Origin of the sequence: Gordonia terrae, from assembly GCF_001698225.1 — a bacterium.
GTDB lineage: Bacteria > Actinomycetota > Actinomycetes > Mycobacteriales > Mycobacteriaceae > Gordonia > Gordonia terrae.
Window position 1 is genome coordinate 4642394 of record NZ_CP016594.1, and the last position, 19394, is coordinate 4661787.

Annotated in this window: 18 protein-coding genes; 5 read left to right on the forward strand and 13 right to left on the reverse strand. The window is 68.6% G+C overall.

Annotated elements, in window-relative coordinates; genetic code table 11:
- Nucleotides 1–7: 7 nt before the first annotated feature.
- From BCM27_RS20545 to BCM27_RS20565, 5 genes are all read right to left on the reverse strand, one after another.
- Nucleotides 8–655, reverse strand: coding sequence for a TetR/AcrR family transcriptional regulator (locus BCM27_RS20545; RefSeq protein WP_004020832.1), 648 nt, complete (start codon nt 653–655; stop codon nt 8–10).
- Nucleotides 656–741: 86 nt separating this feature from the next.
- On the reverse strand, nt 742–2268 hold the full coding sequence (locus tag BCM27_RS20550) for an aldehyde dehydrogenase family protein (protein WP_004020831.1): 1527 nt from the start codon (nt 2266–2268) through the stop codon (nt 742–744).
- A gap of 458 nt (nt 2269–2726) precedes the next feature.
- A complete protein-coding gene (locus BCM27_RS20555) occupies nt 2727–3884 on the reverse strand; it encodes an acetyl-CoA C-acetyltransferase (RefSeq protein WP_004020830.1) in 1158 nt (385 codons plus the stop codon).
- Between the two features lie 38 nt (nt 3885–3922).
- Complete coding sequence (locus tag BCM27_RS20560) at nt 3923–4762, reverse strand: SDR family oxidoreductase (protein ID WP_004020829.1); 840 nt, start codon at nt 4760–4762, stop codon at nt 3923–3925.
- Between the two features lies 1 nt (nt 4763).
- Nucleotides 4764–6035, reverse strand: coding sequence for an acyl-CoA dehydrogenase family protein (locus tag BCM27_RS20565; protein WP_033205064.1), 1272 nt, complete (start codon nt 6033–6035; stop codon nt 4764–4766).
- 43 nt (nt 6036–6078) lie between these two features.
- Here BCM27_RS20565 and BCM27_RS20570 point away from each other — a divergent pair, with 43 nt between their 5' ends.
- The gene (locus BCM27_RS20570; protein WP_004020827.1) at nt 6079–7662 is read left to right on the forward strand and encodes a FadD3 family acyl-CoA ligase; all 1584 of its coding nucleotides are present in this window, start codon (nt 6079–6081) and stop codon (nt 7660–7662) included.
- A gap of 31 nt (nt 7663–7693) precedes the next feature.
- Here the strand turns inward: BCM27_RS20570 and lysS are convergent, their stop codons facing one another.
- The 3 genes from lysS to BCM27_RS20585 all read right to left on the reverse strand — a co-directional run bounded on the left by lysS (nt 7694) and on the right by BCM27_RS20585 (nt 11078).
- Nucleotides 7694–9262, reverse strand: a complete 1569-nt coding sequence (gene lysS, locus BCM27_RS20575; RefSeq protein WP_085944158.1) for a lysine--tRNA ligase — start codon at nt 9260–9262, stop codon at nt 7694–7696.
- 62 nt (nt 9263–9324) lie between these two features.
- Nucleotides 9325–9786, reverse strand: a complete 462-nt coding sequence (locus tag BCM27_RS20580) for a hypothetical protein (RefSeq protein ID WP_004020825.1) — start codon at nt 9784–9786, stop codon at nt 9325–9327.
- A gap of 161 nt (nt 9787–9947) precedes the next feature.
- Nucleotides 9948–11078 carry an FAD-dependent oxidoreductase gene (locus BCM27_RS20585; RefSeq protein ID WP_004020824.1) on the reverse strand — a complete coding sequence of 377 codons (1131 nt, stop codon included), beginning with the start codon at nt 11076–11078 and terminating at the stop codon, nt 9948–9950.
- 82 nt (nt 11079–11160) lie between these two features.
- Between BCM27_RS20585 and BCM27_RS20590 the strand changes: the two genes are divergently transcribed.
- A complete protein-coding gene (locus tag BCM27_RS20590) occupies nt 11161–11631 on the forward strand; it encodes a TetR/AcrR family transcriptional regulator (protein WP_004020823.1) in 471 nt (156 codons plus the stop codon).
- A 15-nt stretch (nt 11632–11646) separates the two neighbouring features.
- Here the strand turns inward: BCM27_RS20590 and BCM27_RS20595 are convergent, their stop codons facing one another.
- Complete coding sequence (locus BCM27_RS20595; protein ID WP_004020822.1) at nt 11647–12612, reverse strand: alpha/beta hydrolase; 966 nt, start codon at nt 12610–12612, stop codon at nt 11647–11649.
- 276 nt (nt 12613–12888) lie between these two features.
- Here BCM27_RS20595 and BCM27_RS20600 point away from each other — a divergent pair, with 276 nt between their 5' ends.
- On the forward strand, nt 12889–13761 hold the full coding sequence (locus BCM27_RS20600; RefSeq protein WP_239450626.1) for an SMP-30/gluconolactonase/LRE family protein: 873 nt from the start codon (nt 12889–12891) through the stop codon (nt 13759–13761).
- Between the two features lie 57 nt (nt 13762–13818).
- A complete protein-coding gene (locus BCM27_RS20605) occupies nt 13819–14403 on the forward strand; it encodes a TetR/AcrR family transcriptional regulator (protein WP_004020820.1) in 585 nt (194 codons plus the stop codon).
- Between the two features lie 37 nt (nt 14404–14440).
- Here the strand turns inward: BCM27_RS20605 and BCM27_RS20610 are convergent, their stop codons facing one another.
- Genes BCM27_RS20610 through BCM27_RS20625 form a run of 4 tightly spaced genes read right to left on the reverse strand, consistent with a single transcriptional unit; the run spans nt 14441 to nt 17734 of the window.
- Nucleotides 14441–15244, reverse strand: a complete 804-nt coding sequence (locus tag BCM27_RS20610) for a type III pantothenate kinase (protein WP_004020819.1) — start codon at nt 15242–15244, stop codon at nt 14441–14443.
- Between the two features lie 17 nt (nt 15245–15261).
- Entirely contained in the window at nt 15262–15702 is a 441-nt protein-coding gene (panD, locus tag BCM27_RS20615; RefSeq protein WP_033205068.1) for an aspartate 1-decarboxylase, read from the reverse strand.
- 2 nt (nt 15703–15704) lie between these two features.
- Nucleotides 15705–16652, reverse strand: a complete 948-nt coding sequence (gene panC / locus BCM27_RS20620; protein ID WP_004020817.1) for a pantoate--beta-alanine ligase — start codon at nt 16650–16652, stop codon at nt 15705–15707.
- A gap of 23 nt (nt 16653–16675) precedes the next feature.
- A complete protein-coding gene (locus BCM27_RS20625; protein ID WP_033205071.1) occupies nt 16676–17734 on the reverse strand; it encodes a Rossmann-like and DUF2520 domain-containing protein in 1059 nt (352 codons plus the stop codon).
- Nucleotides 17735–18021: 287 nt separating this feature from the next.
- On the opposite strand from BCM27_RS20625, the gene BCM27_RS20630 reads away from it, so the two are divergent.
- On the forward strand, nt 18022–19380 hold the full coding sequence (locus BCM27_RS20630; protein WP_004020815.1) for a serine/threonine-protein kinase: 1359 nt from the start codon (nt 18022–18024) through the stop codon (nt 19378–19380).
- Nucleotides 19381–19394 lie beyond the last annotated feature (14 nt).

The window sequence follows — 19394 nt, forward strand, 5'->3', positions numbered from 1 at the left end:
TGCGTGGTCAGCGCGGCAGGATGCCGTCGAGGACAACCGACAAGTACTGGTCGGCGATCGAATCGACCGACATCGAGCCGCCGGGCCGGTACCACCGCACGGCAACCCACACTGTGTCGCGCATGAACCGGTAGACCAGTTCGACGTCGAGATCGGCGCGGAACTCCCCGTTCTCGACGCCGCGTTGCAGCACCGACTGCCACAGCCGGCGGAACTCGACGTTCAGCTCGGAGATGTAGGCGAAGCGTTCCTGACTCGAAAGTCGCTTCGCCTCGTCCTGGTAGATCGCGACCGCATTGCGTTCGGCGTCGATGGACTCGAACGACGCGATGACGAGACCGCGCAACGTCTCGGTCGCCGACTTGCTCGACGCCGCGATCTCCCGGTAGCGGGCGAACAGGTCGTCGAGGAAGCCACGCAGGATCTCGTCGACCATCGACTCCTTGGAGTCGAAGTGGTGATAGAGGCTGCCGGACAAGATGCCGGCCGCATCGGCGATGTCTCGGACCGTGGTCGACCGAAGGCCCTGCTCGGCGAACATCTGCCCGGCCGTCGCCAGCAGCTCGTCCCGACGTGACGAACGCGCCGGAGCGTCGGCCGTACTCGCAGCGGTCCGGCCGTTCGCGTCGATCCTGGTCTGACCTCGTGGTGACAAGCGCATCCTCCTGAGAGAGTCTGCGCTCACCCTAGCAAGCGCTTGGCCGGGACCGTCGGACGACGATCCCGGCCAAGCGACCGATGCTACGCGCCGAGGCGCTTGCGCACCTTCTTCATCGCGCGGTTGTTGAAGAACTTCCACAGCTTGAGCTGATTGTTGGTCAGCTTGGTGTCCTTGGGCAGGAACGGCGGCGACATCATCTCGGCGACGCTGACCGGCAACGTCGAGAACGCGACGGCCCGGGCATGGCTGAACGTCTCGAAGCCGGTGCGGCCGTGGTAGCCGCCCATGCCGCTGTTGCCGACACCGGCGAACGGCAGTTCGCCGCTGAACAGGTGAATGGCGAAGTCGTTGCCGTTGATCGAGCCGCTGCGGGTGTTGTCGGCGAGCTTCTGGAAACGCTCGTTCTGCTCACCGCACCAGTACATGGTCAGCGGATGCGGGTGCGAGCTGATCTGGCTGATGACCTCGGACAGATCGCGGTAGGGGTACACGGTCAGCACCGGACCGAAGACCTCGTCCTCCTCGATCTTCATGCCCGCCTTGACGCCGGTGAGCAGCGTCGGCGGGATCTTGCGGCGCTCGGCATCCGGCAGCGGCTCGCCACCGGGGATCACCTGCCGCTTCGTGGCGCCGAGCTGCTCGGCGTCGTCGATGAGCCCGAGGATGCGCTCGTAGTTCTTCTGGTTGATCGTCGAGGTGAACTGATCGTTGTCGATGATCGTCGGGAAGTTCTTGGTCCAGCGCGCGACGACCTTGTCGGTGAACTCACCGAGCTTGGCCTCGGGAACGAAGACGTAGTCCGGGCACAGGCAGACCTGGCCGCCGTTGACCATGCGGGCATCGGCGAGCATCGTCGCGGCCTTGTCGATGTCGGCGTCGATGTCGACGACGGCGGGGTTCTTGCCACCGAGTTCGAGGGTGACCGGGATCAGGTTCTTCGCGGCCTCCTGGGCCACCGAGGCACCCACCCCGGGCGAGCCGGTGAAGAACATGTGGTCGACCTTGAGCTTCGCGAAGTCCGAACCCGAACCGTGCTTGGAGGTGGCGACCGCCAGCTCCTCGATCGAGAAGTAGTTCGGGGCATGCTTGGCGATCACGTCGGTGGTCTTCGCGGTCACCGACGACGGGCGCAGGATGACCCGGTTGCCGGCCGCGAAGGCCGAGCCCGCGGGCACGATCGTCAGCTGCAGCGGGAAATTCCACGGCCCCATGATCGCGACGACGCCGAGCGGGTCGTGGCGGATGCTCTGCTTGTAGCCGAGCAGGCCCTGCACCTTGGCGACCTTGGACTCGGCCATCCAGTCCTTGACGCCGCGGCGCTGATGCGCGAGGTCGATCATGCAGCCGGCGACGTCGGCGGCCAGCGACAGCTCGCGCGGGCGGGAGCCGAAGTCCTCGGCCAGCGCTGCGGCGATCTCGTCGGCGTTGTCGAGCAACAGGGCCGCCAGCCGCGTGATGCGGTCGATGCGGGTGTCGGCGTCGGGAATCCCGTCGCGCAGGAACGCCGCGCGCTGGATCTCGACCAGTTCGGTCAGCGTGTGCGCCTCCGACGAGACGCCACGCGTCGAAATCGCGTCGGTGCCGGTGTGTTCAGCAGGCTTGGTCATCGAGATCCCCTCAGCTAGGTCGTGCTGCACCCATGTGCGGCGTTGGAACGAAACGGTCCGCCTGTCCCACACAATAGTATGCGCCAGGTCACACCCACATGTGGGCACGACTGTTGTCAGAATGCTACGACCCCGAGACCGAAACGTCGAGGGGGTGAGCTCTGCCCCTTAGGGAGCGCCGGAGCCTGCGGAGGCGCGTCACGAAGGGTCACCGGGCCTTCGAGGCTCGTCGCTTGCGCTCCTCGCACCTCAGTATCTGCGGCCCGGCGGCCGTCATGCACCACGAAAGAACACTCGTGAGCGCCCAATTTTCTGCTCCCTGAGGTGCGAGCGCAGCGAGCCACGAAGGGGCTCGTAAGGTGCCTCACCAGGCCCTTCGTGGCTCGTCGCTAGCGCTCCTCGCACCTCAGGGACCAATGGGTGTGTGGCTCTTTCGGATTGGGCAGCAGGGGCGCAGCTCAGCCGAGCCGCTCGATGATCGTGACGTTGGCGGTCCCGCCGCCTTCACACATCGTCTGCAGGCCGTAGCGGCCGCCGGTGCGCTCGAGTTCGTTGAGGAGGGTGGCGAACAACTTGGCGCCGGTGGCGCCGAGGGGGTGGCCGAGGGCAATGGCGCCGCCGTTGGGGTTGACCTTGGCGGGGTCGGCGCCGGTCTCCTTGAGCCAGGCGAGCACTACGGGTGCGAAGGCCTCGTTGATCTCGACGACGTCGATGTCGTCCATCGACAGTCCGGTCTTGTCGAGCGCGTACTTGGTGGCGGGGATGGGCGCGGACAGCATCATCACGGGGTCGTCGCCGCGCACGGACATGTGGTGGATGCGGGCGCGCGGGGTGAGGTTGTGTTCTTTCAGCGCGCGCTCGGAGACGACGAGGGTCGCCGAGGAACCGTCGGCGATCTGCGAGGCGACGGCGGCGGTGAGGCGTGAGCCCTCGGCGAGCACCTGGAGGCCGGCCATCTTCTCCATCGAGGTCTCGCGCGGGCATTCGTCGACGACGCAGTCGCCGAGCGTGATGTTCTCGTTGTCGAACTTGCCGTCGGCGATCGCCGCTCGGGCACGTTCGTGTGATTGCAGGGCCCAGCGCTCCATGTCCTCGCGGCTGATGTCCCACTTCTTGGCCATCATGTCCGCGCCGAGGAACTGCGAGATCTGCGCATCCCCGAAGCGGTCCTGCCAGCCCGCGGATTCCGCTGTGGGCGTCGTGAATCCGAAGTCCTTGCCCGCGATCATGGCCTGTGAGATGGGGATCGCGCTCATGTTCTGCAGGCCGCCGGCGACCACGATGTCCTGGGTGCCGCTCATGACGCCCTGGGCGGCGAAGTGGATGGCCTGCTGACTGGAACCACACTGACGATCGACGGTGGTGCCGGGCACCTCGAGCGGGAGACCCGCGGCGAGCCAGGCGGTCCGCGCGACGTTGCCGGCCTGCCCGCCGATGGTGTCGAGGCAGCCGAACACCACGTCGTCGACGGCTGCCGGGTCGATACCGGTGCGCTCGACGAGGGCGGAGATGATGTGGGCGCCGAGATCGGCGGGGTGGGTCTTGGCCAGCGAGCCGTTGCGCTTGCCGACCGGGGTGCGGACGGCGTCGACGATGTAGGCCTGGGGTGTGGTCATGGTCGGTGCTCCTTGGATCGGTAGAAGTGGGTTGCGCGTCAGGCGCGTTGGCTGGAGATCGAGACGACCTCCCCGGTGAGGTAGGTGGTGTAGTCGCTGGCAAGCATCGCGACGGTTGCGGCGACCTCCCACACCTCGGCGGCGCGCCCGTAGGCCTCGCGGGAGGCGAGTTCGTCGAGGAGGTCGTCGCTGGTGACCTTCGCGAGGAACGGGTGTTTGGCGATCGACGGCGCAATCGCGTTGATGCGTACCCCGACGTCGGCGGCTTCGAGTGCCGAACACCGGGTCAGGGCCATCACCCCGGCCTTGGCCGCGGCGTAGTGCGCCTGGCCGCGCTGCGCCCGCCACCCGAGCACCGACGCGTTGTTGACGATGACGCCGTTGTGGTCGACCGATCCGAAGTACCGCAGGGCTGCGCGGGTCGCGCGGAAGGTACCGGTGAGCGTGATGTCGAGGACGCGGTCCCATTCCTCGTCGGTCATCTCGGCGACCGGGGTCTCCCCACCGAGTCCGGCGTTGTTGACCAGCACATCGATGCGCCCGAGTTCGCTTGCGGCATCGGTGATCAGCGCATCGACCTCGGCGGTGACCTGGACATTGCAGGTGCGCTGGGCGACCGTGCGTTCGGGGAACTCGGCGGCGAGTTTCTCGGCGGCCTCACCCAGCCGTCGTTCATGCCAGTCGCTGACGAGCACATCCGCACCTTCGAGCAGCGCGCGACGGGCCGACGCGAAGCCGATACCCGTTCCGGCAGCGGCGGTCACCACGACCTTCTTGCCCAGCAACAGGCTGTGCCCGGCGATCTCGGCGGGCGGAGTCGCGAGCGGCGAGAGCGCCCGGCCCGTCGCGTTGGCTCCGTTGACATCGACTCCGGTCATCTCAGCGTGCCTCTCGGGGTAGGCCGAGCACCCGCTCGGCGATGATGTTGCGCTGCACCTCGTTCGACCCGCCGTAGATCGTGTCGGCGCGGGTGAACAGGTAGAGCCGTTGCCATTCGTCGAGTTCGACGTTCTCCGGGTCGGCGATGTCGTTGGCCTTCCCTTCGGCGGTCGCGGCCGGTCCGATCAGCGACGGCGCACCGACGACGTCCATCGCGAGTTCGCCGAGATCGCGATGCCAGTTGGCCCACAACAACTTCGACACCGACGCCGCGCCCGCCTGAGACGTCACGTCGCCGTCGAGCGTCCGCTGTGCATGCGCCCGCATGACCTTGAGCCCGATGTCGGCGCGGGCCAGACGCGACGCGATCTCCGGGTCGTCCACCGACCCGTTGACTCTCGCCAGATCGGCGAGATTACCCAGCTCGCGGGCGAATCCGACCTGCTGCCCCAGCGTCGAAACACCGCGCTCGAACTGCAGCAGCCCCATCGCGACCTTCCACCCGTCGCCGGGTTCGCCGACGATCAGATCGGCCTCGGTCTCCGCGTCGTCGAAGAACACCTCGTTGAATTCCGAAGTACCGGTGAGCTGTTGGATAGGGCGCACGGTGATTCCCGGCTGATCGAGCGGTACGAGCAGGAAACTCAGTCCGGCATGCCGTGACGACCCCTTCTCGGTGCGAGCGATCACGAACACCCACTGCGCGACATGCGCGAGCGAGGTCCAGATCTTCTGGCCGTTGATGATCCACTTGCCCGAGCCGTTCGACTCGTCGAGGCGTGCGGACGTGGACACACCCGCGAGATCCGAACCGGCGCCGGGCTCGGAGTAGCCCTGCGACCACAGTTCGGTGACATCGACGATCCCGGGCAGCAGACGCCGCTTCTGCTCGTCGGTGCCGTAGGCGATGAGCGTGGGGCCCAACAACTCCTCGCCCAGGTGGTTCACCCGCGCCGGCGCGTTCGCGCGGGCGTATTCGCGGTGGAAGATGATCCGCTGCTCGAGCGTCGCTCCCCGACCGCCGTACTCGACCGGCCAGCCGATGCAGGTCCAGCCGGCGCGGGCGAGGTGACGGTCCCATTCAAGGCGTTCGGCGAAGAACTCGTGTTCGCTACCGGGGCCGCCCCGACCCTTCAGATCGGCGAAGTCGCCCGTCAGGTTCTCGTCGAGCCACGTCCGCACCGCGGCCGCGAACTCAGTGGTGGCGTTCGGCGTCGATTTCGCCCATTCACCCAGGTCGACGGCACGATCGGCGAGATTCGTCGTGGTCATGAGCGCTAGCATAACGCACCAAGCAAGTGCTAGGTTGGGGCGCATGGCGCAGACCTCGCTGCTCGAGACTCTCCCCTCTCCCACGACACCGGCCGCAGTTCGACGCGCAGCGCAGACCTGGCCCGACCGTATCGCTCTCGTCGACGGTCAGTGGCACCCTTCGTCGCATCCGCGCCTCGAGTTGACCTGGACGCAGCTACACGGCGTCGTGCGCGCATTCGCAGGTGCATTGGTGGCGTCGGGAATCAAGGCCGGCGATCGGGTCGCCATCTGGTCACCGAACAGTTTTCACTGGCCGATCGCGGCACTCGGGGCCCACTACGCCGGGGCGACGCTGGTCCCGCTCAACACCCGCTACACCGCAGGCGAGGCCATCGAGATCATCGAACGTTCGGGGGCCCGCGCGGTCATCGTGTCCGGCGAGTTCCTCGGTGCCGACCACGCCACCGAGCTCCTCCGCGACCACCGCGCCTCGATGCCCGATCTGGTGATCCGGGTGCCGCTCACCCGCGGCGCGCCTGCTCTCGACGGGGCCGTCGACTGGCACGACTTCCTCGAACGGGAGACCGACGACGCGCTGGCCGACGCCGACCGTCGAGCCGACACCGTCTCCCCCGACGACATCTCCGACATCCTCTTCACCTCCGGGACGACCGGAAAGTCCAAGGGCGTGCTGGCAACTCACCGACAGACCCTCACCGGGTCGTACGGGTGGGGCGCGAACGCAGGACTGCACCCCGGTGACCGCTACCTGATGGTCAACCCGTATTTCCACACGTTCGGATACAAGGCGGGCATCCTGCCGAGCGTCCTGTTCGGCGTGACGATGTTGCCGCTCGCCGTGTACTCACCGGAGCAGGCGATGACGCTCGTGTCCGACGAACGCGCAACGGTCTTCCCCGGCGCACCCACGATCTTCCAGACCATCCTCGACGACCCGAAACGCGCCGACCACGATCTGTCCAGCCTGCGCATCGTCATCACCGGCGCCGCGATCGTGCCCGTCGTCCTCGTCGAACGCCTCCAGCAGGACCTCGGCGTGGACACCGTCATCACCGCCTACGGCCTGACCGAGGCGAGCGGCTTCGTGTCGACGTGCACGCCCGACGACGACGACACGACGGTGGCCACCACCTGCGGGCGGGCGTTCCCGGGCATGGAGATCCGGCTCTCCGACGACGGCGAGGTGCTCGCCCGCGGAGACATGGTGATGGTCGGCTACCTCGACGATCCCGACGCCACCGCTGCGACGATCGACGCCGACGGATGGCTGCACACCGGTGACATCGGGACCATCGACGAGCGCGGCAATCTGAAGATCACCGACCGCCTCAAGGACATGTACATCTGCGGTGGGTTCAATGTCTACCCCGCGGAGATCGAGCAGACCCTCGCCCGGATCGACGGTGTCACCGAGTCGGCGGTCGTCGGCGTCCCCGACGACCGGCTCGGCGAGGTCGGCCGCGCCTACCTGACGGTCCGCGCGGACGCCGACCTCGACGAGGACCGTGTGATCGCCTACGCCAAGCAGCATCTCGCGAACTTCAAGGTCCCCCGGTCGGTGGTCTTCGTCGAGCAGTTCCCCCGCAACGCGGCGGGCAAGATCCTCAAGCGCAACCTCACCTGACCTCACCCGGGATTCCGCTCCGAAATCCCGGTCAGGAGCGGGGCTTCACCAGGGGGAAGAGGATGGTGTCGCGGATGCCGAGACCGGTGAGGGCCATCAACAGACGGTCGATGCCCATCCCGGTGCCGGTGGTCGGCGGCATGCCGTACTCCATCGCGGCGAGGAACTCCTCGTCGAGGACCATCGCCTCGTCGTCACCGGCGGCGGCCAGGCGCGCCTGGTCGGCGAAACGCTCGCGCTGGATGACGGGGTCGACGAGTTCGGAGTAGCCGGTCGCCAACTCGAAGCCGCGCACGTAGAGGTCCCACTTCTCGACGACGCCGGTCACCGACCGGTGCGCGCGGACCAACGGCGAGGTCTCGACCGGGAAGTCGCGCACGAAGACCGGGCGGTCCAGCTTCTCACCGACCATGTGTTCCCAGAGTTCTTCGACGAGCTTGCCGTGGCCGTACCCCTTGTCCTTCGGGATCTCGAGGCCCACCCGTGCCGCGATCGCAAGCAACTGGTCGACGGTGGTCTCGCCGTCGGCGCCCGCGGGGACGATCTGCTCACCGAGTGCCTCGGACAGCGACGGGTACATCTCCAGCGCGGTCCACTCACCGGACAGGTCGTAGGCGGAACCGTCCGGCATGGTCGGGGTCTGGGTGCCGAGCGCCGCCTGCGAAACCTCTTGCACGAGTTCGCGGATCATGACGGCGGAGTCGTCGTAGGTGCCGTAGGCCTGATAGGTCTCGAGCATCGCGAATTCCGGCGAATGGGTGGAGTCGGCACCCTCGTTGCGGAAGTTGCGATTGATCTCGAAGACGCGCTCGATGCCGCCGACCACACAACGCTTGAGGAACAGCTCCGGTGCGATGCGCAGGAACAGGTCGATGTCGAACGCGTTGGAATGGGTCACGAACGGACGCGCCGCCGCACCGCCGTGCAGGGTCTGCAGCATCGGGGTCTCGACCTCGAGGAAACCTCGACGGCCCAGGGCCGCACGGAGTTCGGCGATCACCGAGATCCGGGTCCGGGCGATGCTGCGCGCCTCCGGACGCATGATGAGGTCGACGTAGCGCTGCCGCACGCGGGTCTCCTCGTTCATGTCCTTGTGGGCGACAGGCAACGGACGCAACGACTTCGACGCCATCTGCCAACCGTCGGCCATCACCGACAGTTCGCCGGTGCGCGAGCTGATGACCTCGCCCGAGATGAAGACGATGTCTCCGAGGTCGACCTCGGACTTCCACCGCGCCAACGCGTCCTCGCCGACGCCGTTGAAGCTGACCATCGCCTGCAGCTGGGTGCCGTCGCCCTCTTGCAGCGTCGCGAAGCACAGCTTGCCCTTGTTGCGCAGGAAGATCACGCGCCCGCTCACGCCGACGTGTTGTCCGGTCTCGGTACCGGCCTCGAGGTCGGGATAGGCCGCGCGGATCTCACCGAGGCTGTGCGTGCGCGGGATCGCCACCGGGTAGGCCTCGCGACCCTCGGCCAGGATCCGCTCACGCTTCTCGCGGCGGATCCGCAACTGCTCGGGAGTCTGCTCGTCGGTCGCTTCGGGCGTGGCGGTGCTGGTCGGGCTGTCACTCACCCCACGCACCCTATCGGGGCCGGTCATCGACTCCCAATTCACCGCCCGGCCGTGATCGAGGCCACAACCGGGTCGTGCCGGGCGCGGGGTCAGCTCTCGTGTGCGGAGATGACGGCGAGGTCGTCGGGGCGGATCCGGCCGTTGACCCGTGCCGACCGCATCCGACGGTGCCCGCCGACGACGAACACCGCACCGTGCACGCCACGCGCCTGCAGGTGCCACGCGAGCCATTCGGCCTCGTGCCCGTCCTCGCTGACGAGAATCCATCGCGACTCCGGTCGGGCGGCGCGCAGGGAATCAGGGGTGTCCGGCGTGAGCCGGTCGAGAACCTCGACCGCATTGATGGCGAGGGCACCGAACAGTGCGCCGTCGAGCTGACGGCGCCGGTGGGAGCGAACGTCGACCGGGATCGCGCCGGCGGCGACCGCGGACGCGTAGTCGTCGACCCGCAGGGACAACGGCGCACGGGGTGCCGGGGCGACAGTGGGCGGCGCAACGGAGAACACCGAGGCGGGCGAGGTGACAGCAGAAGAAGCAACCGAAGCGGTCATGAGGAGATGTCCTGATGTGATCGAGATCGAGCGGGGAGCGCGAAGTAGGGCAGCCGCAGACGCGGTACTAGCCCCGACAACACTCCTGACAGCTCATGATCACGGCGACGAGTATGCCACAGCCCGCCCCGACCGGCCAGACCCCGATCGGAGCGACGACGTCACACTTCCGGCGGCTCCCACCGCTGCACGCGTCGCATCTGCGCGTTGAGGACGGCGTCGGGCGTCATGCGCAGGGCGAGGTCGCGGGCCCGGACCGCCGGCCCGGCGCGCATCTGGCCGACCCGGCCGACCATCGACGCCTGCCGCGCGATCCGTTGGGTCCGCGGGCGCCGCAGCTCGTCGTAGACCCGCAACGTGTCGTCGAGACCGCCGGGACCCGACCTGCGCAACAGGGCCACCAGGGTGGCCGCGTCCTCCATCGCCTGGTTGGCTCCCTGACCCAGATTCGGCGTCATGGCATGCGCGGCGTCACCGACGAGGACGCACCGCGATCCGACGAACGTCGGCAGGGAGGCGGCGAGTTCCTCGATCGGGAGATACCCGACGTCCGCCGGGTCGGTGGCCTCGAGCAACTCCCCGATCGGCCGGTGCCACCCCGAAAACCGTTGCCGCACTTCGTCGAGACCGCCGTCAGCGCCGTCTCCTGTGGTCGACACCGAGGCGAACCAGTAGACGTGTCCGTCCGGCAGCGGCGCGACCCCGAACCGCGCCCCACGACCGGTCGTCTCACCCGCGGCGTCGACCCTCACCGGGGTCGATGTGACAGCTCGCCAGGCGGAGTAACCGCACCGCCGGACGCCCGGGTCCGCGACGATCGCGGGCCGCACCCGGCTGCGGAGGCCGTCGGCGCCGACGATCAGATCGCAGTCACCGATCTCGGTTCCATCGGCCAGGCGCACAAGTCCACTCCCGGGCGAGATGTCGTCGACACCCGATCCTGTCCGGATCTCGACGTCGTCGGTCACCGCGGCGAGCAGGCCCGCGTGGAGGTCGGTGCGGCGCACGACGCGCATGTCGACCAGTGACGCCGGGTCGAATCGGCTGAGCCACCGGCCGTCCGGCGTCCGGGTCCCGCTTGTCGGCGCAGGCGGAGCAAGAGCGTCGCCGATCGCCGACCGCAACCCAAGGGCGTCGAGCGCACGGACCCCGTTGGCGAACACGCTCAGACCCGCCCCGCCGCCCCGTACCTCAGGTGCCCGCTCCACGACGGTGACGCGCGCCCCGTTGCGTGCCAGACCGGCCGCGGTACACAGCCCGGCGATCCCCGCACCCACCACCACGACCTTCATGATCTTCTTCTCCACATGGAGAAGAAGGATAGCAGATACACTTCTCCAGGTGGAGAAATCGACGACTGCATCGACTCGCGACGTGCTGCTCGACACCGGCATCACCCTCATCGGCACCCTGGGTGTCCGCCAGGCGTCCGCACGCGCCGTCGAAGACGCGGCGGGAGTGCCACACGGGAGCGTTCGGCATCACTTCGGCGGTCTGAGCGGCTTCCTCGCGGCTCTCGTCGAGCACGTCTTCACCGCTGACCGCGCCGCCGACGGCGAGTCGACGCGCGAGGTGATCGCCCGCTGGTTGGGCACCGACCGGATCCGCACCCGGGCGCGCTACGAACTCATGCTCCTGGCGACACGCGACGAGGAGCTGCGCCGGGCCATGGTCGGACACCGCGACCGCTATGTCGAGGCGCTCGTCGACGGCGGGCTGCCCCGCACCGAGGCCCGCCAACTCGTCGCCGCGCTCGACGGCCTGGTCCTCGACGCACTGCTGCGGGACTCCGACGGCACCGACGCCGACCACGATCCCACTCCCCTGCTGCGCGCGTTCCGCTGACACCGGCAGGCGTGTTCACGCCTCCCCGACGAGATCGGCGGCCAGCGCACGCAGATGTGCGGCCAACTCGTCGACGCCGGGTTGTTCGACCGGGAAGTGCCCACACCCGGTCAGCAGGTGGATGTCGGTACGCGCCGCGATCCGTCGCGCGAAGCGCACACTGACCTCCGGCGGTGTCCAGGAGTCGGCCGCCGGGTGGACCAGCAGCACGCGCGGACCCCGGTACTCCTCAGGGGCCGGCACCTCGTGGGTCATCAGGTCGGCCAAGAATCCCAGCGAGACCGACGATCCGGCACCCAGCCGGTCGTCGAGGCAGGCCCGGGACAGTGCCGGGTCGAGACTCATCGCGGACATCGGCGCCACCCAGCGGATCGGGAATCGCACCCGCGCGAGTGTTCCGAGGCGCGCGAGCACCGGCATCAGCGGGGTGAGTCGACCGAGCATCGGCGTGCGCGCGACTGCTCGCCGCGCGTCGGGATCGCCGGCCAGATCCAGCAGGCAGGTCGCGACGACCGCGGCGACCCGCCCGGTACGGTTCGCGACCTCGTAGGCGAGCATGCCGCCGAGGCTCGCACCCAGCACGACGAGGGGCCGCGGATCGTCGTCGGTCTCGGCCACCACGAGGTCGCAGACCAGATCGATCCAGTCCTGGTGGCGAACCCGCCCGGGGTCGGCGACCCGCGTACGGCCGTACTGCGGCAGATCGGGAGCCAGCACCTCGTACCCCTCGTCGGCGAGGACCGCACCCAGCGGCCAGACCAGGGCGCTGTGTCCGCCACCTCCGTGCAGCAGCAGCACGCGCAGTGGGGCCGCGTTCCGGCGCGCCCGCAGGATGTGCACATCCACCTCCCCGCACGGCCGGTCGGAGCTCGACGGCCAGGCCCACCAGCCGGATTCGGCAGCCACCCCGGTGGCTGCGGACCGCCACGGTTCGGGCAGGAAGCGAAGGTAGGATTCGGGCGTTCCGGATTCGCGGATCATGCATCCATCGTCGAACCGGAGAAGTCCACCGGCAACTCGCATTCCACCGGCGTCGAGAAGATGCGAAACATACTCGGCGGCAACGGTCTTCGTTCACCGTCGGCCTACTTCTCGGGCACGCACTCAGCTTCTCGACGTCGGGGAGCACGGAGCCGACGTCCATCGCATCGCCGAGAATGTCGGACTGCGACGAGCTGCGACGCGATAGCGTGTGGGCCGACGGTGAGGCGGTGGGCGATGCGAGGGTCTTCGCGAGTGGGTGCGGTGGTCGTGGTGATGGCGTCTGTGGTTCTGGGACTCCAGCCGACGACGGCCGCGGCGGCGCCCGGATGCGCCCACGTGACGGTGACCGAGGTCGTTCCGTCGTCGACGCCGACCGGATGGTCGGAGAACGTCGGCTACGACGCCGACGGAAACCTGTGGGTGTCGCGGATTCTCGAGAACGTCGTCGAGAGACGTGACCAGCGGGGCCGGGTCACGGCTCGCGTCCGAGTCGAGTCACCCGGCGCCGTCCGTCTCGGCCCGGACGGTCTCCTCTACATCGCCTCTGGCGACTCGCCGGTCAACATGCTGCCCGGGTCTCCGCTGGTCGGCAAGGTCCTGCGGATCGACCCGCGTTTGCCCTCCGCGCCGGCGAGCGTCTTCGCACGCGGACTGGGTATGCCGAACGGGCTGGCCGTGGACCGCACCGGCGACGTGTACGTCTCCGACGGGCGGCTCGGGGTCGTGCGGATCCGCCCCGACGGTTCCATCGATCGCGCCTGGTCGGCCGCGGCACCGAAGAACCTGACTCTCAGTGCCACGATCAACGGAACCGGGATCAACGGCGCCGTGATCGTCGGTCGGGACCTGTATGTCACGCTGACCATGAGCGCAACGGGTCGCGTGCTGCGTGTCCCGCTCGCCGATCCCGCCGCCTCCTCCGTGGCGGCCGATCTCACCACTCCGCTGCCGGGTGTGCTCGACGATCTCACCGCGGTCGGCCCCGGACAGCTCGCGGTGTCGTCGACCACCGGCCAGGTCCACCTCGTGGACCTCGGGACCGATCGGATCTGCACCACGAACGTCGGGCAGCCGGTGACCGCCCTCGCCGTGATACCCGGATCGACCGGTCGCCTCGTGGCCGGGACGGATCGGGGGCGCTGCTGACCCTGTCGATCGGCCGCTGAGTCCACTCCTCCGCCGCGAACGCGAAATACCGAACAGATGCGCAAAAGACCACGGCAACAACGCTCTTCGTTCACCGTCGAGACGATCCTCGAGGCGACCACACAGCTCCTCGACATCGAGGGCGCGGAAGTGACGACCAACCGCATCGCGGAGAAGGCCGGGGTGTCGGTGGGGTCGATCTACCAGTACTTCGGCGACAAGCAGGCGATCTTCGACGAACTCGCGCGGCGCCACCTCGACGACGCCGACCGGGCGATGACCGCGGTGCTCGACGACAATCCGGTGGGTTCCAGTCCATGGCCGGAGGTGCTGCGCGCCGTGATCGAGGTGGCGGTGCGCGAGAACTCGACACACGGTCGTGCACATGGGCGCCTGCGCGAACTGGCCGATCCGGCACGCCTGGCCGCCGGGTACACCGCGCTCGTGGACACCCTGATCGCTCGGCTGACCGCCTACCTCGTCGCCGACGGTTGGACCGTGGAGTCCGCGGCGGTGGACCTACGGCTCGCGTTCGCGGCCGTCGATGCCCAGGTGCATCAGCTGGCCGGCACCGAGCTGACCGGCGACGAGCTGACCGACCGAGTCAGCGCCTACACCGAGGCCGCGCTCCGCGGGCGCTGACCACAGCGCCGGCGGCCGACCGCCTCGAGATGCGAGATCACTTGCCGCGCCGCGGGTTGGCCTTGGCCCGTTCGTGGACCAGGCGCAGCCCCTCGAGGGTCAGATGCGGGTGATGGTCGGTGAGCGAACGACATTCGTCGAACATGAGCGGGGCGAGGTAACCGGTCGCGACCACGGTCACGTCGTCGCCGTCGAACCCCGGGACGGTGTCGCAGACACGGTCGACCAGTCCGTCCACCTGACCGGCGAAGCCGTACAGGATGCCCGACTGGAGCGCCTCGACGGTGTTCTTGCCGAGCACGCCGCGCGGCGGCATCAACTCGACCTTCCGAACCGTGACCGTGTGTTCGGACAGCGCCTCGACGGCTAGGTTCACCCCGGGTGCGATCGCCCCGCCCAGGAACTCGCCCGACGCCGAGATCGCGTCGACGACCGTCGCCGTGCCGAACGCGACCACGATGCAGGGCCCGCCGAATTCATGATGGGCGGCCAAACAATTGGAGACCCGGTCGGTACCGACCTCTTTGGGATTGTCGACCAGGAGCGGAACACCGGTGCGCACGCCGGGTTCGAGCAGCACATGCGGACCGTTACCGAAGTAGCGCGGCACCATCACCCGGAGCTCGCGGAGCAACGACGGCACCGTCGACAGCGCACTCACCCCGGTGACCTGGTCGATGTCGTCTCCGAGCATGCCCCGGAATGCCCAGGCCAATTCGTCCGCGGTGTAATGCGGGTCGGTGTGAATCCGCCAGTCGCGCACCAGTCGTGCGTGATCCCCCACCCCCGCATACACGCCGAGATGGATGTTGGTGTTCCCGACGTCGACGGTGAGTAGCATCGAAAGCCGTTGCCGTGTCAGAGCGAGGCGTCGGCGAAGACCGGACCGTCGAGGTGACGGGGGTCGAGCAGCCCCGACCCCTCGGGTACATCGGCCGGATCGTCACCGGTCGTCACGATCCGGTTCTGCGCATCCACGAACACGACGTTCGGCGAGTACTCCCGCAACTCCGCCGCGTCGAGCATGCTGTAGGCGATGATGATGACGAGATCACCCGGATGGACGAGATGTGCTGCCGCACCGTTGATCCCGATGACACCACTGCCGCGTTCCCCGGCGATCGCGTAGGTCACCAGGCGGGCGCCGTTGTCGATGTCGACGATGGTGACCTGTTCGCCCTCGAGCAGGCCCGCGGCGTCGAGCAGGTCGGAATCGATGGTGACCGAACCGACGTAATGCAGATCGGCCTGGGTCACGGTGGCACGGTGGATCTTCGAGGTCATCATGGTGCGCAACATGGTCATCGTCCCTCTGTCGTGGTTGCGGTGGCGTTGGTCCAGGCGATTTCTTCTTCGAGCGCGGCGAGTCCGCCGATGCTCACGCCCACGTTGTCGATCAGGCGCGCGTTGCCGAGCCGGGCCGCGACGAGCAGGCGTCCCGGGCCTTTCTCGGGTGGTTCCTCGAGCTGGCGTCCGAGCAGCGCCAGGTAGTCGAGCTCGATCTCCGGCACTGTGGCCAGCACCGAGTGCGCGGCGGCGAGAATGGCGTCGCGCCCACCCTCGGCCGCGTGGGCGCCGGCGACGAGCGAGGCCGACAGCGTTGTCGCCAGTTCCCGCTGCTCCGGGGTGAGGTAGCGGTTGCGCGACGACATGGCCAACCCGTCGGGTTCCCGTACGGTCGGGACCCCCACGACGTCGACGTCGAGATTCAGATCGGTCACCATCTGCTTGATGAGCACCAGCTGCTGATAGTCCTTCTCGCCGAAGAAGGCCGCATTCGGTCCGACGATGTTGAGCAGTTTGAGGACCACGGTCAGCATCCCCGCGAAGTGCGTCGGGCGCGAGATGCCGTCGAGGATCCCACCCGCCGCACCCGGGTGCACTGTCGTCCGCGGACCGTTCGGATACATCGACGACGCGGACGGTGCGAACACCAACTCGACGCCCAGCGGCTCGAGCAGAGCGAGGTCGGCGTCGAGGGTGCGCGGATACGCGTCGAGGTCTTCGCCCGCGCCGAACTGCAGCGGATTGACGAAGACGGACACCACCACGACCGTGTTGCCCTTGGCCTTGGCGGCCTTGACGAGCTGGAGATGGCCGGCGTGCAGGGCGCCCATGGTCGGGACCAGCACGACGCGCTTGCCCGCGGCCCGTAGCGCGCGGGTGACACGGCTCAGTGACGCCGGCTCCCGATGCACGGTCATGCGACCGGCCGAGTAGGTGGGTTGTCCGTCGAGCGGGCCGCTCACGCCGCCTCCTCCGTGTGGTGCTGTCATCGGTCCTCCAGTGCGTCGATCAACGCCTGCGGCGCATCGGTGTGGTCTGCCGCACGTCGTGCGAGTGTGCGGTACGCGTCGGCGATGCCGTGCGGTCCGGCGCCGCCGGGCACGGTGCGCAGCGCTGCCAGATGCCGGGTGACCGCAGGGGCATCGCCGCGGGCGACAGGCCCCGTCAGTGCCGACGGGCCGAGTTCCAGCACGTTACGTAACGACGCCGCGACCAGCGGGCCGAGGATGCGTTCGGCGAGGCGGTTGCCGTGCCCGTCGACGGTCGCGGTGTCGCGGCCGGAGTGGTCGATCGCGGCATTCAGCGCGACGACCGCGTCGGAGATCAGGGCGATCAGATGGTTGGCGCCGTGCGCCAGAGCGGCGTGATAGAGCGTGCGATCGGCCTCGGCGATCCGCACCGGGTCGCCGCCCATCTCCAGCACCAGCGACGACGCGATGGCCTCGCCCACCGCATCGGCGGCGGTGATCGCGAAGCACGCGTTGGTGAGACGAGCGGTGTCGTCCTCCGACCCCACGAACGTCATCGCGGGATGCAGCGCGATCGCCAGTGCCCCGCGTTCGGTCACCGGTTGCAGCACGGCGACTCCGTGCGCACCCGCGGTGTGCGCCACGATCGTCCCGGGCCGAAGCGAATCGGAGGACGCGATCTGCTCGACAACGGCGCTCAGGGCTGCGTCAGGCACGCTGAGCAGCAACAACTCGGAGCGTGCGACGACCTCGTCGAGATCGAGGACCTCGGACTCGGGAAGCCGACGCGCAGCCCGGCCGCGGGACTCGGGCGAACGGGCCACGACGGCACCGACCACGTGCCCGGCCTTCTCCAGCGCCTCGCCCAGCGCGGTGCCGACACGACCGGCGGAGATGAGACCGACGGTGAGCCGAGCCGGTGCCGGCAGGTTCGTCATTCCCGGAAAGGGATCGGTGGGAGCAGACCGTGCAAACGCGTCGTCCGAGACGAGGTGATCAGGATGCAGGCCATCGCCGACGGCGTCATCGCCACCGGCTCGCCGTGCGGACGGCATTCCACCGCTCGGTGAGGTCACCGCTGTCCTCCAGAGTCTCGTTCCAGTCCCGCCTCTGCCGGAGCGACCGTCACGCGAGCGAACTCGGCGCGGCGGCGTCGGCACGGGTACCAGACGTTGCAGAGCAAGAGTAGGTCCGACACCGCGGCCGGTGCCAACCTCTGTGACAGGTGTCACCTCGATGCCGGGACGGGCCCGCCCCCGGAGTTGTCGACCGAACGACGGAACCCTCGATGACCTGGGCTGAAGCGGCGTAGTCTGAGGCGGCCGCCGCCGCTACCGCCCCGCCTGCACACGAAGGTCTGCCCATGAGCTTGCAACCGGGCACAGAGTTCGCCGGATACACGGTCGTGCGCAAGATCGGTGCCGGCGGCATGGGCGAGGTGTACCTCGTACGTCATCCACGACTCCCCCGCCACGACGTCATCAAGCTGCTCGCCGAGCACGTCTCGAACGATCCGACCTTCCGTGCCCGGTTCACCCGTGAGGCCGACCTCGCCGCCCAGCTCGACCATCCCTGCATCGTCAGCGTCTATGACCGGGGTGAGGTCGACGGACGGCTCTGGATCTCGATGCAGTATGTGCCCGGAACGGATGCGGCCGCGCTGCTCGCCACCTCCCCCCGGGGACTTCCGTTGGCCGATGTCGCGGCCGTGGGCGACGCCATCGGCGCCGCACTCGATCACGCGCATCGGTGCGGGCTGCTCCATCGAGATGTCAAACCGGCGAACATCCTGCTGAGCGGCGAGGAGTCCGACCCACGCTCTCCGGGCTCTGCCGTGCGACGCCGAATTCGCCTGGCCGACTTCGGTATCGCGCGATCGACCGACGGCGGCGCAACCTCACTCACCTCGACGGACCTGGTGATCGGGTCCTTTCCGTACTCGTCACCCGAGCAGCTCTCGGCCGGCTCCCTCGATGCCCGCAGCGACGTGTACTCCCTGTCCTGCAGCGTGTTCGAGTTGCTCACCGGCACCGTCCCGTTCACCGCACGCACACCGGCGATGATGATCCACCACCACCTCAGCACACCGCCTCCCGAGGTGTCCGCCCTCCGGCCCGACGTCCCGCGGGCAGTGGCCGCCGTGGTGCGTTCCGGGCTCGCGAAGGACCGGGCCGACCGGCCGTCATCGGCGGGAGCCTTTGCCGCGGAGCTCCGTTCGGCGATCGACACCACCACGTTCGTACCGGCGCCGGGAGCGAGGCGAGCGGCCCAGTTCACTCCGACCGTCCACGCGCCCACCGCCGCGATTCCCGCAACCGCCGCAGTCCCACCGCGCGGCCGCGCGTCGCGAACCGGTCCACCGAGGACGCACGCGGGTGCGACCGCCTATTCGGGATTACCGGGCCATACTGTGCCGCAGCATGTTCCAGAATTACCGACCGTTCGGTCCTCACAGGACCTCCCGGTGCTGGACCCACCGCCGGTCGACACCCGCCCGGCCCGGCGCACCACCGCGGCGCTCGCCTGCGGCGTCGCGGCCGTTCCGTTGAGCGTCGTCGGCGGGCTGGGCCTGCCGGTAGGGGTGGCCGGCTGGTATCTGGCCGGTCGCGGTCAGCCGAACTCGGCCCGCCGACTCTCCCGGTTGCTGTGTGCGCTGGGCGTCGTCCTGAGCCTGGGGTTCATCGCATTCACCGTCGGGCGAGCCGTGGCGATGCAGTTCTGACCCGAATCTTCTGT